Raw genomic sequence first — 14,627 nt, 5'->3', positions numbered from 1 at the left:
CTTGTTGTATGGCTACAGAAAATATTGCCATATCGCTTTTAGAGACTTATTAAACCATTCCAGCCAGCCCCTCCGCCAACCCGGAAATCCTCTCCCTCCAAGCCAAAGGCTCCAACCACCGCACCGGAATAGACTCCATCCCCCAAGCCGCCCCAGCAATCTGTCCGGTCACAGCCCCCACCGTATCTGCATCATCCCCCAGGTTCACCGCAGTAATCATCGCATCCTCAAAAGACTCTGCGTGATAGCAGCACCATAAAGCCGCCTCCAGGGTGTCGATCACATACCCACTAGATGAAATCTCATCCCGGGTAAAGTGTCGGAAGAATCCGTTTTTAATTCGGCCAACTGCCATTCCGCGCTCCTGGGTATCCGGCAGATTCTCCAGTAAGACTTTCAGGTCGGCGCCCCGGCGCAGTTCCCACAGAACAGCGCCCAGCAGTTCTGCGCTATCCAGGCAGTCGGCACTGGCGTGGGTCGTACGGCTGCTGTCGATGGCATATCCGATGGCGGTCTTTTGGTCTGGCGCAGCGATCACTGCCGGCGCCAGCCGCATGATGCCACCGTTGCCGCTGGCAAAAGGGTTGTCTGTTCCAGCGAAACTTACCTGGGTGCGGGAAAAGCGGCGGAGAGCATCGCGGGTGGTGTTACCGATGTCGATGCAATTTTCCTGGCAGGACATATAGCCGCTATCCATCCATCGCACATAGCGGCTTAGCTGGTCTTTCGAATCAAAGCGTTCGCAAGCCAATAAGCTTTCGGCCAGGCAAAGTGCCATAGCAGTATCGTCTGTCCACTCGCCCGGCTTCACGCTAAAAGCACCGTCGCCTGTCATTTCAGTATGCAGGGGGAAAGAATCCCGGCGCCGGAATTCAACGGTTGTGCCTAAGGCGTCGCCCACGGCCAAGCCCAGAAGCGTTCCTTTTGCGAAATCGGTATTGTTGCTCATATGCATCTCCTCGTTGATGCAAACAGATTAACCTCGCCTCGCGTCATTTCATGTCGCACCAGGAATTGAACACGTTACGACACAAACCGACGCATTGATGATCCATACTGGAATCCATCAGAGGAGACGCTTATGAACAACACCCAGCAAACCGCAATCACCTACGACGTTATCGGCGACGTTCACGGCCATCACGATAAACTGACCGCCCTGCTGAAAAAGCTCGGCTACAGCAAAGTGGAAGGCACCTGGTGCCAACCCGGCCATAAGACTGTGTTTGTGGGAGACCTGATCGATAAGGGCCCCAAGCCCGCCAAGGTTCTTGAAACTGTCCAAAAGATGGTGGATGCAGGTTCGGCAATGATGGTCATTGGCAACCATGAGCTGAACTGGATTCAGGATGCGGCTGATCACACCGATGACCTGTTGGCTTTTCTGGACAAGACAGAAAATCACCCCTGTCGTCACAAGCTGGTTTCCGCTTATAAATACGAGCCTGACCGCCTGATTGAGCTTTTCCAATGGCTACGCGAACAACCCATCTATATTGATCACCCGGATATCCGTGTCGTCCATGCCTGCTGGGATGAAGCGGCTATCGCTACCCTGAAAAACGCCGGCATTGAACGCCTGTGTCACAAAGCCCTTGCCAGCTACCGTGACACCTACTCCGGCATCTACCTGGCAATGGATCGCGTAATCGCCGGTTGCGCGCACCAGTTTCCATCACACCTGGCGGACCGCCCGAAGTTCCGCAGTATTCGCTTCCGCTTTCAATGGTGGCCTGAAGACAAAGTGGCAATTAATCCGATAGAGGGTGACGTTGCGCGCATCAATTTGCCTGTACCAGACGCCATAAAACCGCCAATATTTTTCGGCCACTACGCACTGACGGGCACACCGGATACTCTGGGAGCCAATGTCGCGAGTGTCGATTATTCGGCAGCTTATGGCGGCCCTCTGACGGCTTATCAGCACCGGGCAGGCCAACCACTGAAGCCGGAACACTTTGTTACCTAAAGACAATTCTGGCCTCCCACTCCCTCTGCTAATCTGTTTCGTCAAAACATAAACAGAAGGACGTTGTTTTGGCGACACTGATCCCTCCGCTCGCTTCCATTGAGCTGGATGCCCTTCCCAACAGCGAACGCCGGGTTCTGAATCACCTGAACGATCTGGAATTTCCCGGTCTGGAGGTCTATTTCAGCCTCCCTCTGGTCCGGGAGAAAAAACAGGGAACGTTCAGGAGCGAAGCGGATTTCATTTTGTTTCACCCTGCCCATGGCATTCTTGTGGGAAGTGACAGGCGGTGGCATCTCGTTCCAGAACAGTCGCTGGTTTACCCGGAACAATTCCGGTACCTACCCTGTTAAAGATCCGGTCAAACAGGCGGATAACGCCATTGGCGATATCATTACCCGCATCAAGCAAGTTGCGCGGGATGGATTGCTATTACCCATTGGCAGAAATCTGGTCTTCCCGGACACCGTAGCCGAGGGCATGACTCTGCCCATGGGTTTATTACGGGCCGACATCATCGATCACAACAACCTTGAGGATCTGGACCAGGACGCACTGAAGGCTCTTTTTGCGCGCTGGCCCCACCAGGACAAACTGCCAATCAGTAGAGCCAATGCCACGTTTGTTCGAGACAAAGTGCTGAATCCCACTTTCCATCTTGCCCCAGCAATCGATGCAACCCTAGACCAGATTCAGTCGCGCCTGGTTCAACTCACCAATCAACAGGTATGGGCACTTGAGCTTTTACGCTTTGTCCCGAGGCTCACCATCACCGGCGGCGCGGGTACCGGCAAAACATTGCTGGCACGGCAAAAAGCGCGGGACCTTGCCTCTGAAGGTAAAAACGTTCTGGCCCTTTGCTTCAACAAAGCATTGGCAGACCACCTCCATGAATCCCTGCAGAACGCCGATGAGCAGTTGGAAGGCTCTATCACAGCGTCCAGCTTCCATGATTTTGCTCGCCACCTTATCGAGCAAGGGGGTACCCTATGGGCACCGCCAGAGACACCAGCGGACAAGCCAGCGTTCTACGAAGAAACAGTCCCTACGCTACTAGCTGATGCGGCATCTGTCCTGAAAGAACAATACGATGCCCTTCTGGTAGACGAAGCCCAGGATTTTCACCCGTTGTGGTAGATGGCCCTGCACGCTGTATTGAAGCAGGAAGCCCAGGTAATTCTCTTTGCAGATCCATCCCAGAACCTTTATGGAAGAGATTTCGAGATACCCTCGGATGTATTCGATGGCATGCTGCCCTACCCCTTCCAGCTTATGCATAACTGCCGTAACTCCCTGGAAATTGCCCAGTGGCTCAACAACCGCTTCGACTACGCCAGCGTTCCGGCTCCCAACCTTCACGCCGCCAATGAGCTGGTAAAAGAGCACGTCTGGAAAAACATCGATGAGCAAACGGTCCAGTTGGCCAAGGCCTGGGAAGCCCTTAAAGAACGTGGTGTCAAAGCCGAGCAACTGGCCATCCTCAGCCCTTACCGCCCAGAAAACAGCGGCGGCATCCGTACCCTTGAGAACGCATTTGAAGGCGAGCCTTTCGTGACTAGTACCATCAACAGCTACAAGGGCCTGCAGTCTCCATTCGTTTTCCTGGTCGATATGAACACCGGGGCCTTCGCCTCCCGTGAAGACCTTTGGTATGTGGGCGCAACGCGTGCAACGGTTGGGCTGCAGACATTCGCGAAAATAGAAACCTGAGGGTCATTCTTTCATAGCGTCATAATCTGTCGCACCGATCCCCCATAGTGGCAACACGAAACAGCCAAAGGGGGATTTCGATGAACAACTACAACGCCTATATCACCAGAGACACAGCGGGTGGTGCGAGCCTTAGCCATTTCCCCGGGCGGATCCTGAACGTCGATGAGCCCGACGTTTTTGCACTGGACATCATCGATGCCCCCAATCTGGAAGTCATCCACCTCAAGCGCCTGAAATCCCACAAACGCCCCCACCTGGTGTTGAGCAACTTGCCAAAGTTGCAGCAGGTCATCCTGCCCTCTGGTCACCCCGGCGCCATTGTGCATTTCAACAGCGAAAAAGCACCGATACCCTTTGTGATCGCCGGCATGGTCAGTGAGATCGATGCGGCCTGGGAAAACACACAACTGCGCATGGAGGCCACGCCCCACCACCATCACTGGACTCGCGTTATTTGCAGCGGCCCGGGAGACAGCATTCCCGAACCTGCCGGCAACGGTCTGGTGATCCTCAATGGCACCATGCCGAAGGATAGCGATCAGCTAACGCTGGGGGCCGACAATGACTGGCTGCTAACCAACATCGCCGGCCTCCGCCATGCGCAAATCAACACTCGCGGTAAAGCCGTCCTGCAGCAGATTCCTGACCTGAGGACGGTAAACAGCTCCGGCCACGGCCTTACCCTGGAGGTCAGCCAGGCACCGATGCTCAAGCGTGTTTCTGGTGTAGGTGACCGGTTTACCCTGCACCAGAAAAAACAAAATGAGCGTGAGCTCACCATTGCGGACCAATGGCAGCATGCCCGCATCCACAGCAGCCGTTTACAGGCTCTGAGCTTCCCCAATGGCTCAAGCCTTGCCCTGCATCACTGCAACGCATTGCAGCGCGTGGATTTTCCGCTGGGGATGGATGTGGAGTGCTTCGGTGCGCTGCCGGCGCCACTGATGCGCAGCGCCCGCTTCTATTTCGATGAGTCTTCGCTCAATGCCAGCCTGGACCGTTTCAGGAACGGCGATGCATCGCAACTGGCCGGAATTCTGAGCATCCTGGCCAATGCACATGAGCGGGAACAAGTCGTGCTCAGCCTGCAGAAACTCCACGAACTCTGCGAGCTTGGCGTTGCCCCGGATCTGATCTGGACCTCCCGCCGTGAACTGGCCACCCGCCACCGGGATAACCGCGGCAAAAACAAACGAGCCAATCGACCGTTCAACGAAGCTGCCATGGTAAAGGCAGATCTCTACTGGCACTGGAAGTTTCCGGAGGATCTGGCGCCTCAAGGCTGGGAGGCAGATCTGAGGATCTGGCAATACTGCCATCCAGCGGTGCCTGCAGCGGCCGAGTACAGCGAAATAATTGCCTGTACATGCTGCGACGAGCAGGCCCTGAACACCTTGATTCGCCTTGCAGGTACCGCCTCCGACGAAAGCGATATCTACGCTCTCACCCTGCGCTGCATGGAGGAATACCTTCTCAAGGATGAGGACTTTCTTCTGAACCGTAATCGCAGCCAAAACCGGGATCCAACCATGCGGCTGGTAAAACTTCTGATTGGTGGCCGAGCTGGCAATGAAGCGCAACGCACCGTAATTGCATTTCTGTGCGAAATACTGCCCCTGGCAACGTTGGTGAAGTCCATTCCACCGGTCGTCCACCTATGCCCTGGTGTGTTCCGTAGTCAGCTCATGGCCCTTGCCCGTAGGCCGGAAGGCTGGTTCCGGGCTCGAATGGAAAGCCTGGCGTTTTACAAGCGGGGGCGAAAGCTGGACGAGTACCGCAAACAGCTCATGCACATTGCCCTGGCTCCCTGCACCTCCGAGGAGGAGGAAGAGGACGAACCCAGTATTGAAGCCGGCACCAACTACACACTATTTCAAGGAGAAGCCTGATATGACCGAACAGAACCCGACTATCCAGAGCCGCAATAAACGCTACGCCACTCCTGGCCAGATTCACGGCATTCTCCGGCACCAAATCGGTTTGCTGGGAGAGCAGCCGGAACTGGCTCATCAGCTACCCCCAATTATGCTCTGGGGCCCACCCGGTGTGGGTAAAAGCGCCATCGTTCGGGATGTATGCGAGAAAGCCGGCGTCGATTTTATCGACATTCGCCTGTCCCAGCGCGAACCGGTCGACCTGCGCGGCCTGCCGGTGCCAAAGGAAGAGTCCGTGGACTGGCTGATCTCCGGCGAGTGGCCTCGGGATCCGGATAGCCGCGGCATCATCCTTTTCGATGAAATCACCGCTGCGGACCGTTCCCTCCAGGTAGCGGCCTACGAACTGATCCTCGATCGTCGCCTGGGCAATCTCTACAACCTGCCCGATGGTTGGCTGGTTGTAGCCGCTGGCAACCGAGCCGAAGACCGCGCCGTCGCACAGACCTTTTCCAGCGCGCTGGCCAACCGTTTTTGCCACCTGGATGTTGAGGCGGATCTGGACAGCTGGTGCCAGTGGGCCGCGGCAAACCAGTTGCATCCGGACGTCATCGGTTTTGTCCGCTTTCGGCCCGAGTGTTTCTTTAACATGAACGGCAAGGTTGAACAGGGCTGGCCCAGCCCCCGCAGCTGGACCCGGGTTTCCAGCACTCTGGAGCACGCTGGCGAAGGCCTGGATGAAGATACCCTGTGCCTGATGATTCAGGGCCTGGTAGGCGCCGCCGCTGCCACCGAGTTTTTGGCATTCCGCCGCTGGAGCAAAGAACTACCGGACGTACCTGCCATGTTGCGTGGAGAGTGCCCCATCAGCATTCCGGAGCGCGCGGATCAGCGTTTTGCCTTTTGCAGCAGCCTGGCCCACCACCTCTGGAAGGGCCCGGAAAATCGCCAACAACAGCGCCTGGACCGCTTCTTCAAGATCAGCCAGGAGCTGACCTCTGATTTCGCCACCCTGGCTCTGCTGGATGCCACCGCGGCACAGGGAGATTCGTTGCAGGAACAAAAAGCCATGGACGTGTTCTGCCACCCGGCTTTTGAAGCCTGGAGCAAAAGCCACGGCAAAGTCTTCAACCAGCATATGGAGAAAGTGGCATGAGCGCGCTCAGACATAAAGCGCCTCTGCAGCCATCGGACGAAGACCAGGCGCTCAAAAAAACCATACGCAAAACCTGCGAGCAGGACCGCGCACTGATGATGACGGCTCAGCCCTTTACTGCCATGTTGGCCATGCAGCTGAACCTGATTCCCGTTGTCGACAATCGTCTTCCTACAGCAGGCACCGATGGCAGAAATATCTTCTTCAATGCCCGCTTTATGGCACAACGCAGTGAAGCAGACCGACGCTTCATCCTTGCCCATGAAGTCTGGCATTGTGCCCTCGGCCATTTCCGTCGGCAGCTTGGTCGGGATTCCCATCTCTGGAACCAGGCCTGTGATTACGAAGTGAACCATTTGCTCAGCGCCGAGCTTGGCCATTGCCCTGCTGACGCCCTGTGGGATCGGCGTTTTCAGGAACTCTCTGCGGAAGAAACCTACGCAAGACTCAGCGACGGAATCGAACAGTCGAGAAAGGGCCAATCGGTACTCGATAGCCACGACCTGGAATCAGCGTTAAACGACCCAACCGAAGACATGGTCATCGATCCGGACTTCAACCCGGAAACCGCAGCAACCACTCAAGACGAACAAGCCCTGAGCGAAGCCTGGCGCCAGAGATTGATTGCCGTGGCTCAACAGCGTGAGCGTATGCCCGGCAACTTACCTGGCCACCTGCGGCGCATCATTGATGAGATCCGCGAACCCCAGGTGCCCTGGCAGCAACTGCTTGCGCGCTTCCTGCAAAAACAGCAGGGCGGTGACCGTCAATGGCTCCCGCCCTCTCGCCGGCACATACACCGGGGCCTTTACCTACCCAGCCGCCGGGGGAGCATTCTGGAACTCACGGTAGCCCTGGACAACTCCGGCAGCTGCCTGGGCGATATCCCGGACTTTCTGGCCGAACTTAAAGGCATGCTGGCCGCGTTCAATCGGGTCAATCTTCGGTTTATGGTCTTTGACACACGGATACAAAGCGACCAGCAACTGACAGAACAGGATCTGTATCGACTGGACAAAATGGAGTTGAAAGGAGGCGGGGGAACCGATTTTCGACCGATGCTTGCAGCCTGTGAAGAACAGCCGCCCCAGGCGCTGATCGTCTTGACCGATGGCTACGCTGACGCACCTGAATATCCCCCAACCTATCCCGTATTATGGGCATTGGCCAAGGACGGAAAACGCCCCGTAAGCTGGGGCGATGCTCTCAATCTGACCGACCACGCCATCTAGGCGTGGAACCCGATTTCCCGCTTGCCGAGCTCTCCCAACTGCAACAGCTGCTCCTCCTCAAGAGCCTTCAGCAAACGATCCAGCTTAGGCCGCAATCCCAGCAACTGAAGCTGGCTTAACGCAGCTTGCACCAAGCCCGGTGTCACCGCTGTAAAGTGGGCCAGTGCCGATGCCGGCAACTTCGCTACACGATCCGCATCAACCACACAGGTCGTAAGCAGACCCTTCAACTGAACTGGCTCCAGGTATCCGAAACGCACTTTCAGCTGAAAGCGGCGCATGACCGCCGAATCCAGGCTATCCATTCGGTTGGTGGTGGCCAGAAACACGCCTTTGAAGCGCTCCATGCGAACCATGAACTCATTGGTCATGCTGACTTCCCAGGAGCGGTGGGCGGTTTCGCGGTCAAACAGAAAGGTGTCAGCCTCGTCCAGAAGCAACACGGCACCACTGCGCTCTGCCTCAGTAAAAATGCCGGCAATGTTCTTTTCTGTTTCACCGATATAGCAGGATTGCAGGTCACTTCCGCTGACCAGCTTGAACGGTCGGCCCATGCGGCTGGCGAGCTCACTGGCATAGACGGTTTTACCAGCGCCTGGTGGCCCGTAGAGGCACAAACGAACGGGTTGGCCACGGCGGAGCATACGCTCCACATTACGCAAAACAGGCTTGGTATTCAGCCACTCGGCAGAAAACACCAGGCCGGATGATTCCCGGGATTGCGCCTCAATGGCCACATTCAACGGTTCACCGCGGGCAAGCGTAAGACGGTCTTCCAACACCGACTGCAAACGTTGCTGGTTACGCTGGGGCTGGTTCGCGGGTAACAGCGCCCCTACTTCGCGCAGATTGCTGGCCAGGGCCGGCGTCATCCAGGGCTTGCCGGCCAGCGCTGCCGACCAGCCATTGCTCACCGGTAAGGGTTTGAGCGTGTCGACAACACTGCTCATACGGGTGGAACCGTTGTCTTTAATGGGCAGAACCAGAGTAAAACGGCGCAGAAACGCCGGATCAATGTGATCCACACGATTACTGATCCAGATCGTTGGTACGCGATTCTGCTCAAGCAACTTATTGAGCCAGCCCTTAGCCAAATCCTGGGGATCGCGGAAGGCATCCTCCATCTCATCAAATAACAGCACCACGCGCGAGCGATCTTTGAGGAATGACTGCGCAACATAGACCGAATCCAGGCGCTCCGAGCCGGTCAGCGTCGCCTGATGCTCAGCAACCGTGGGCACCTCATATAACGAGGAACCCAGGTGGCAAGCCAACGCTCGGGCAAGCTCTGTTTTACCCGTCCCCGGAGGCCCATACAACAGCACATTCGCGCCCGGGCTACCCTGCTCCAGAACCTGCCGCAAGTAGTCGATCACCAACTGCAAGTCACCGACGCCTGAAAATGCCGACAAGGGAAAAGAAGGGGGAGGCGCAAACGGGCAGATGGTCTGCAAAATAAGCTCGATGGCATCCTCATGCTCACCAGATTCGTGTGCCAAAGATTCAGTCACCTTGCGCAACACAGCTCCGGGGCAAAGAAACTCATCTACATTCTCCCGATGGCCACTTTTCCACGCTTTCAGCAAACCTGAGAGGATCAGGGGCTTATCTTTATCTACCGCTTCGAGAATGGCTGATACGGGCTCGCGCAGACAATACTCAAGCACCCGGAGTGAGTGCTGGGTGTCTAAGGTGTTTATATCTATCAGTAGATTCCGGACCCAATGAAACTGGATACCAAGAATCGCCAACGTCAAAATCTTTGTTTCTACCTGTGTCAGGGTAAGCCGGGTTGTCAGGGTTTCCAGAAGGGCGTTGAAACCCAGGACCGGGGGCTGTGGAGCAGTCCTGAGCTGCTGCTCAAGTTCAACTTGCCGGTTTTTCAATGAACGCTTGAAAGCCTCAAGGGTCGGGTAAGGATAAACAGCAGATTGATCCTGATAACCTTCATTGCTGCCGAGGTGACGGGGTTGGAAGTTCAGAGTCTTTAAAACCTCGTCAGTGATCGGGCCTTCAGGGACATCAACACCACGAACCTCCTCCAACTCAAGTAAATTGGCCTGGTAAATGGCATCCTTTTGACAGAACAACAAATTTGCATCCGGCGCCGTCATCAAACGACACATATACAGTTGAAGCAGCATTTTTGCATCGGGGTTCGAGTTGCCCTCTGCAGGGGCCTCAACATGCTGGTCAATCAGGTCGGTCCACTTCATTCACATTCCTCCAACGTAGAGGAACAGTCTAAAGAACCGACGCGACAGTCTCTGACGCAACCAGCCCTGATACTGGCCGAGCTTGCCTATCCCCCGTAAACTGACTGCCACAGGTACCTAACCGCATCAAAACACTGGAAACACAATGAACCTGAATGATCGCGCCACCGGCGGACTGCTGGCACTTGCCTGCGGAGACGCACTTGCCAACGGAGTTGAATTCAGCCCCCGAGGCAGCGCCGATATCAAAGACATGCACAGCACCCGCAGATACCTGCCAGTGGGCCAATGGTCAGACGACACGGGTCTGGCGCTCTGTCTGGGAGAGAGCCTGGTTGCGAAGAACGGCTTTGATCCGGCTGATCAGATGCGCCGCTACGAGGGCTTTTACGACCGCCAGGAAGGCTGGCCCAGTGAACTGGCGCTGGCGCCCGGCAACACACTTGGTGCGGCCCTTAAAAAATTCAAATACACCGATGAACCCTTCGCTGGATCCACCCATCCACTGGCTGCCGGCAACGGCGGCCTGATGAGATTGCTCCCCGCTCTGCTGGCCGCGCACCCTGATCTGGAATTAACCCGCCTGTGGGCACGGGAATCGACCAGAACAACTCACGGCGCAGAAGAATGCCTGGAAGCCAGCGAACTATTGGCACTGGTCATTCACCAGTTACTCCTGGGTGAGCCGAAAGCCACGGCCCTAGCTGCCGGCAAAAGCGAAACCTGGAAAAGCAAAAAGATTGCTGCGCTTGCCCAAGGGGACTATCTGGAAAAATCCGACGCGCTGATCAAAGCGAAAAGCTACGTGGTAGATACCCTGGAAGCTGCCCTTTGGTGTTTCGGCACAACGGATTCACTGGAAGCCGCACTGTTAACCGCCGCAAACCTTGGAGACGATTGCGACACCGTTTCAGCTATCACCGGCCAACTCGCCGGTTGCCACTATGGCAAGAACGATATACCCGCAGCCTGGCTTGAAGTTCTAGCAGACAAAAAACGCATCGAAGAACTTGCCACACAGCTGATTCAAATGGCGCCAAAGGCAGCCTGAGCCAAGGGAAGCAACCACCGACATGTCGAACCAGCTCAAACGGCAAATAGACATACTCAAGATACTGCCGCGTCCTGGCCTGGGAAAGTCCACCACAGAGATTTATGAGCTTCTCCAGGAACACGGCTACTCCACCAGCAAGCGCAGCGTGGAAAGGGATCTTGCCAGCCTGGCTGAAACATTCCCACAGGCAATACACCGCAGAGAACAACAGGGCCTGAACGGCCGAACCAGCTATTGGCACCTGACCAGCCTGAAAGGCCTTCTGCCCGAAACGCTCATCAATAACAACGATGCGGCGCTGGCTCTTACCCTGCTCAAGCAGCAGGCCTACAACCGACTGCCACGGGGCGTATTCAAGCGACTGGATTCGCTGTGGGAACAAGCATCCGCAACAGCAGAACAGAACCGTGATGCTCAGCAATGGATGCAGCTGATCCAATACCTGCCAGACCCCATGCGCCCTGAATCACAGCCGATTGATGAGCAAGTTCAAAGTGCGGTGGAGGATGCGCTACGGGATTCTGACAAGCTGGACTTGATTACCAAAACCCTGGACGGGGAAACCAAGCTGAACGGACTACTACCCCTGCGAATGCTCCTACAGGAAGAAATCCTCTACCTCCTGGCTGAAAATCCCAATGCCGAAACCATGGATGGCAGCATCCAGCTGGTACCCCTACATCGAATTCTAACCGCCAAGTCCAGCCTTGGCCTGAACGACACTTCTCTGGAACCCGACCTGGCCCAGCAATTTGCCCTGGGTATGGAAGGCTCTTTGCGGTTGGTCCTGCGGGTTAAGCGGCCACTAGCAGAGGCGCTGTTTAATCGCCCTATTGGCCGGGATCAGAAGATTAGGCGAGATGAGGAGAAGCCTGACTGGTTTATTGTGACGACCGATATCGAAAATAGTCCGCAACTTCGACGGTGGTTGGAGAGAAGGGATGGTAGCGAACTAGAGCTACTTGAACCGCATAGATTCCCGCCTTAAATAGCAATCGCAGAAAAACGACTATTCGACAGAACGAATAACTGATTCTCCATTTTGCTGGTCCACTCAGTCTGATCGGCTGATTGCTAGATAAATAGGCCTTGACATTTCGATTCATGAGATTATGATTACTTTACGTACCATTTCTGAAGCTGCGAGATCACCTAATGTATAACCAAGATCTTTTTGAAGCTCCCACATCAAGGAGTTCCAGTCCTATATTTCAGCAATATCTCCCCTTAGTCACAGAAATCGCTAAATCGCCCCATTCTGTGAAAATCTGGGATATACCTTACACCATCCCTCAGTTGTCCTACTTAGTGCACGGCGACTATCGATATTATGGGAAATTCCCGTCCGTCGTGGCCGGTCAGATTCTAGAACAAATTCCAAGACCAACTAGCAACCATTACGTTTTAGATAACTTCTGCGGTTCTGGGACAACCTTAGTTGAAGCCAACCTCAGAGGAATAAAATCCTACGGGATTGATATAAGCTGGCTCTCCGTATTGGCATCGAACGTCAAAGCTCGAGTAAATGACACAGAAGAAATTAAAATAGAACTGGGCAAGCTAGTAGCCTGGTTCGAAAAAAACCACACTAATTATGAAGCGCCCTCAGATAATTTTTCAGAAAAATGGTTTACAAAAGAGGCATCAATAGATCTAAAAGCGATACAAGATTATCTTTATAAAATGCCAGACGGGGATGTAAAAGACTTTCTTCTTATCGGTTACATCGGCATCGTCAGACGCGTATCAAAAGCCCATGATGGTGAGGTCCGGCCACATATAAAGAAAGAAAAGAGACAACGAAATGTAATATCTGCTTTTTCTAAGAAAATCCAAGATATGTGCAAAAACCATAATGAATATAAAAAATTGATAGGCCGAAATAATATTTCTAAATGTTTTCTTGGTGACAACACAGAATTACCCAAGCAATTCAGTGATAATCTTTGCTATCTTGTCATAAGTCATCCGCCTTACCTTAACAGCTTTAACTATGCGCCAGTTTATAGTCTAGAATATTATTGGGGAAAACCTTTTGAATCCTTTTACACTAACAACACAATCCAGCTATATAAGTCGGAAATGAAGGCCCATCCTGCATCTGAAAATATCGTAGAGTCTTACTTCGAACATTTAAAAAAATGCTACACTGAAACATACCAAGCACAACCAAAAGGCAGCTACCTAGCAGTTGTTATTGGAGATTGTACGCGCAAAGGAGAACTCATTCCCGTTTGTCAAAGAACGATTCAGTTAATCACCAAAATTGGATATAAGCTCGAAGAAGAAAACTATCGAACTACGCACTATGGATTAGGAAAATATGCTTATCGTCACCGCGCTGATTATCATGGTGACGATAAGGAGAAAAAAGATGGAATACTTATATTCAGGAAATGATTTTTAATTTACCATCTATGATGGCGAACTTTTTAAGTTGGCCATCCTTTATATCTCTGAAGATCTTCCCCTCATACTCATCAACTATTTCAAAAGCTATTGACCGAACCATATCGTCATTCAACAGATTATCTTTCTTTATCATAGAGTAAAAGTCTGAGCCAAATTTTTCCTCAAACACTTTAAAAGCTTGAACAATAATACTGTCGGCCACTACTAAATTTACATCTATGCAAGCCTTTATGATGTTTTGACTTTTTTCTTCCCAATGTGAAAACTCGGTCAACACTAATATACTAACCAAATCTTCCTCATTTTCGTTTATATCAAAACTATCATAACGTTTTTTCCTTACATCCAGAGCTACAAAAGATGACTGTTTAGCCTTTTCGGGAGTCTGGGGTCCTGACAGACAATCGTTTAAAAGCGCTAAACCACCAAATTCGTTGCTTCCATAGATCTCAAGGATTTTACAGCTTTTTAAGGTTTTTTGGTGATCCCTCAGACTACCATCGTTCTTGATAACCCCTACACTACCATCTTCATATAAAGGAAATATCAATCGATAATCCGTTACAACATCGTCCTTTATAATTAGGTTGCCATTTTCGGTAATATTTATAGTGGGCCCTGAGCCTTCATCTAAAAAAAATATTGAGTATGCCTTACTCGAACCTTGAAACTTGATCTTTATCTCTTCGCCAAAGGGAATAACATAATTCTTGTAACTCCCATTCTTCTTGTATTTTTTTTTGAACGATTTATTTATAGTTTGCTCGACACCAACTTTTTTACATTCTATAAAGGCTATAACACCGACGGGATCCGAAATACCGCCGCCACTTATAATTTCTGGTTTTTTAAAGTCGTCGTAGCGCGCCTCCTTATTTACTATAAATTCAACCTTGTGACCAGCACCTGAATACCCATACAGCTTTGGCTCTACTTGTAGTCTTGCTGCTATTTCTTCGTTTCGCGCTAACGCTGCATAAGTTAGAACTTCGAGCATATCA

Annotated in this window: 12 protein-coding genes; 9 read left to right on the top strand and 3 right to left on the bottom strand. The window is 52.9% G+C overall.

What is annotated here, in order from left to right; genetic code table 11:
* Positions 1–49: 49 nt before the first annotated feature.
* The gene (locus tag DIT72_RS14115; RefSeq protein WP_135955882.1) at positions 50–949 is read right to left on the bottom strand and encodes an ADP-ribosylglycohydrolase family protein; all 900 of its coding nucleotides are present in this window, start codon (positions 947–949) and stop codon (positions 50–52) included.
* A 132-nt stretch (positions 950–1,081) separates the two neighbouring features.
* On the opposite strand from DIT72_RS14115, the gene DIT72_RS14110 reads away from it, so the two are divergent.
* From DIT72_RS14110 to DIT72_RS14085, 6 genes are all read left to right on the top strand, one after another.
* Entirely contained in the window at positions 1,082–1,969 is an 888-nt protein-coding gene (locus DIT72_RS14110) for a metallophosphoesterase (RefSeq protein ID WP_135955881.1), read from the top strand.
* 261 nt (positions 1,970–2,230) lie between these two features.
* On the top strand, positions 2,231–3,106 hold the full coding sequence (locus DIT72_RS14105) for a UvrD-helicase domain-containing protein (RefSeq protein ID WP_135955880.1): 876 nt from the start codon (positions 2,231–2,233) through the stop codon (positions 3,104–3,106).
* On the top strand, positions 3,107–3,679 hold the full coding sequence (locus DIT72_RS14100; protein ID WP_135955879.1) for an ATP-binding domain-containing protein: 573 nt from the start codon (positions 3,107–3,109) through the stop codon (positions 3,677–3,679).
* Between the two features lie 80 nt (positions 3,680–3,759).
* Complete coding sequence (locus DIT72_RS14095) at positions 3,760–5,571, top strand: hypothetical protein (protein WP_135955878.1); 1,812 nt, start codon at positions 3,760–3,762, stop codon at positions 5,569–5,571.
* Position 5,572: 1 nt separating this feature from the next.
* On the top strand, positions 5,573–6,712 hold the full coding sequence (locus DIT72_RS14090; protein ID WP_135955877.1) for an AAA family ATPase: 1,140 nt from the start codon (positions 5,573–5,575) through the stop codon (positions 6,710–6,712).
* Entirely contained in the window at positions 6,709–7,944 is a 1,236-nt protein-coding gene (locus DIT72_RS14085; protein ID WP_135955876.1) for a vWA domain-containing protein, read from the top strand. The genes DIT72_RS14090 and DIT72_RS14085 overlap by 4 nt, the downstream gene beginning before the upstream one ends.
* On the opposite strand, the gene DIT72_RS14080 is transcribed toward DIT72_RS14085, so the two are convergent.
* Complete coding sequence (locus DIT72_RS14080) at positions 7,941–10,160, bottom strand: AAA family ATPase (protein ID WP_135955875.1); 2,220 nt, start codon at positions 10,158–10,160, stop codon at positions 7,941–7,943. The genes DIT72_RS14085 and DIT72_RS14080 overlap by 4 nt on opposite strands.
* A 145-nt stretch (positions 10,161–10,305) precedes the next feature.
* Between DIT72_RS14080 and DIT72_RS14075 the strand changes: the two genes are divergently transcribed.
* The 3 genes from DIT72_RS14075 to DIT72_RS14065 all read left to right on the top strand — a co-directional run bounded on the left by DIT72_RS14075 (position 10,306) and on the right by DIT72_RS14065 (position 13,614).
* Positions 10,306–11,211: an ADP-ribosylglycohydrolase family protein gene (locus tag DIT72_RS14075; RefSeq protein WP_135955874.1), complete on the top strand. Its 906-nt coding sequence runs from the start codon at positions 10,306–10,308 to the stop codon at positions 11,209–11,211.
* A 22-nt stretch (positions 11,212–11,233) separates the two neighbouring features.
* Positions 11,234–12,202, top strand: coding sequence for a WYL domain-containing protein (locus tag DIT72_RS14070; RefSeq protein ID WP_135955873.1), 969 nt, complete (start codon positions 11,234–11,236; stop codon positions 12,200–12,202).
* Positions 12,203–12,369: 167 nt separating this feature from the next.
* The gene (locus DIT72_RS14065) at positions 12,370–13,614 is read left to right on the top strand and encodes a DNA methyltransferase (RefSeq protein ID WP_135955872.1); all 1,245 of its coding nucleotides are present in this window, start codon (positions 12,370–12,372) and stop codon (positions 13,612–13,614) included.
* On the opposite strand, the gene DIT72_RS14060 is transcribed toward DIT72_RS14065, so the two are convergent.
* The gene (locus DIT72_RS14060; RefSeq protein ID WP_135955871.1) at positions 13,604–14,623 is read right to left on the bottom strand and encodes a hypothetical protein; all 1,020 of its coding nucleotides are present in this window, start codon (positions 14,621–14,623) and stop codon (positions 13,604–13,606) included. The genes DIT72_RS14065 and DIT72_RS14060 overlap by 11 nt on opposite strands.
* Positions 14,624–14,627 lie beyond the last annotated feature (4 nt).

It is taken from the genome of Marinobacter orientalis (assembly GCF_004792665.1).
In the GTDB taxonomy this organism is placed as follows: Bacteria; Pseudomonadota; Gammaproteobacteria; order Pseudomonadales; family Oleiphilaceae; genus Marinobacter; species Marinobacter orientalis.
The sequence above is the reverse complement of the archived record's forward strand: the minus strand, read 5'-3'. Positions and strand labels throughout refer to the sequence as shown.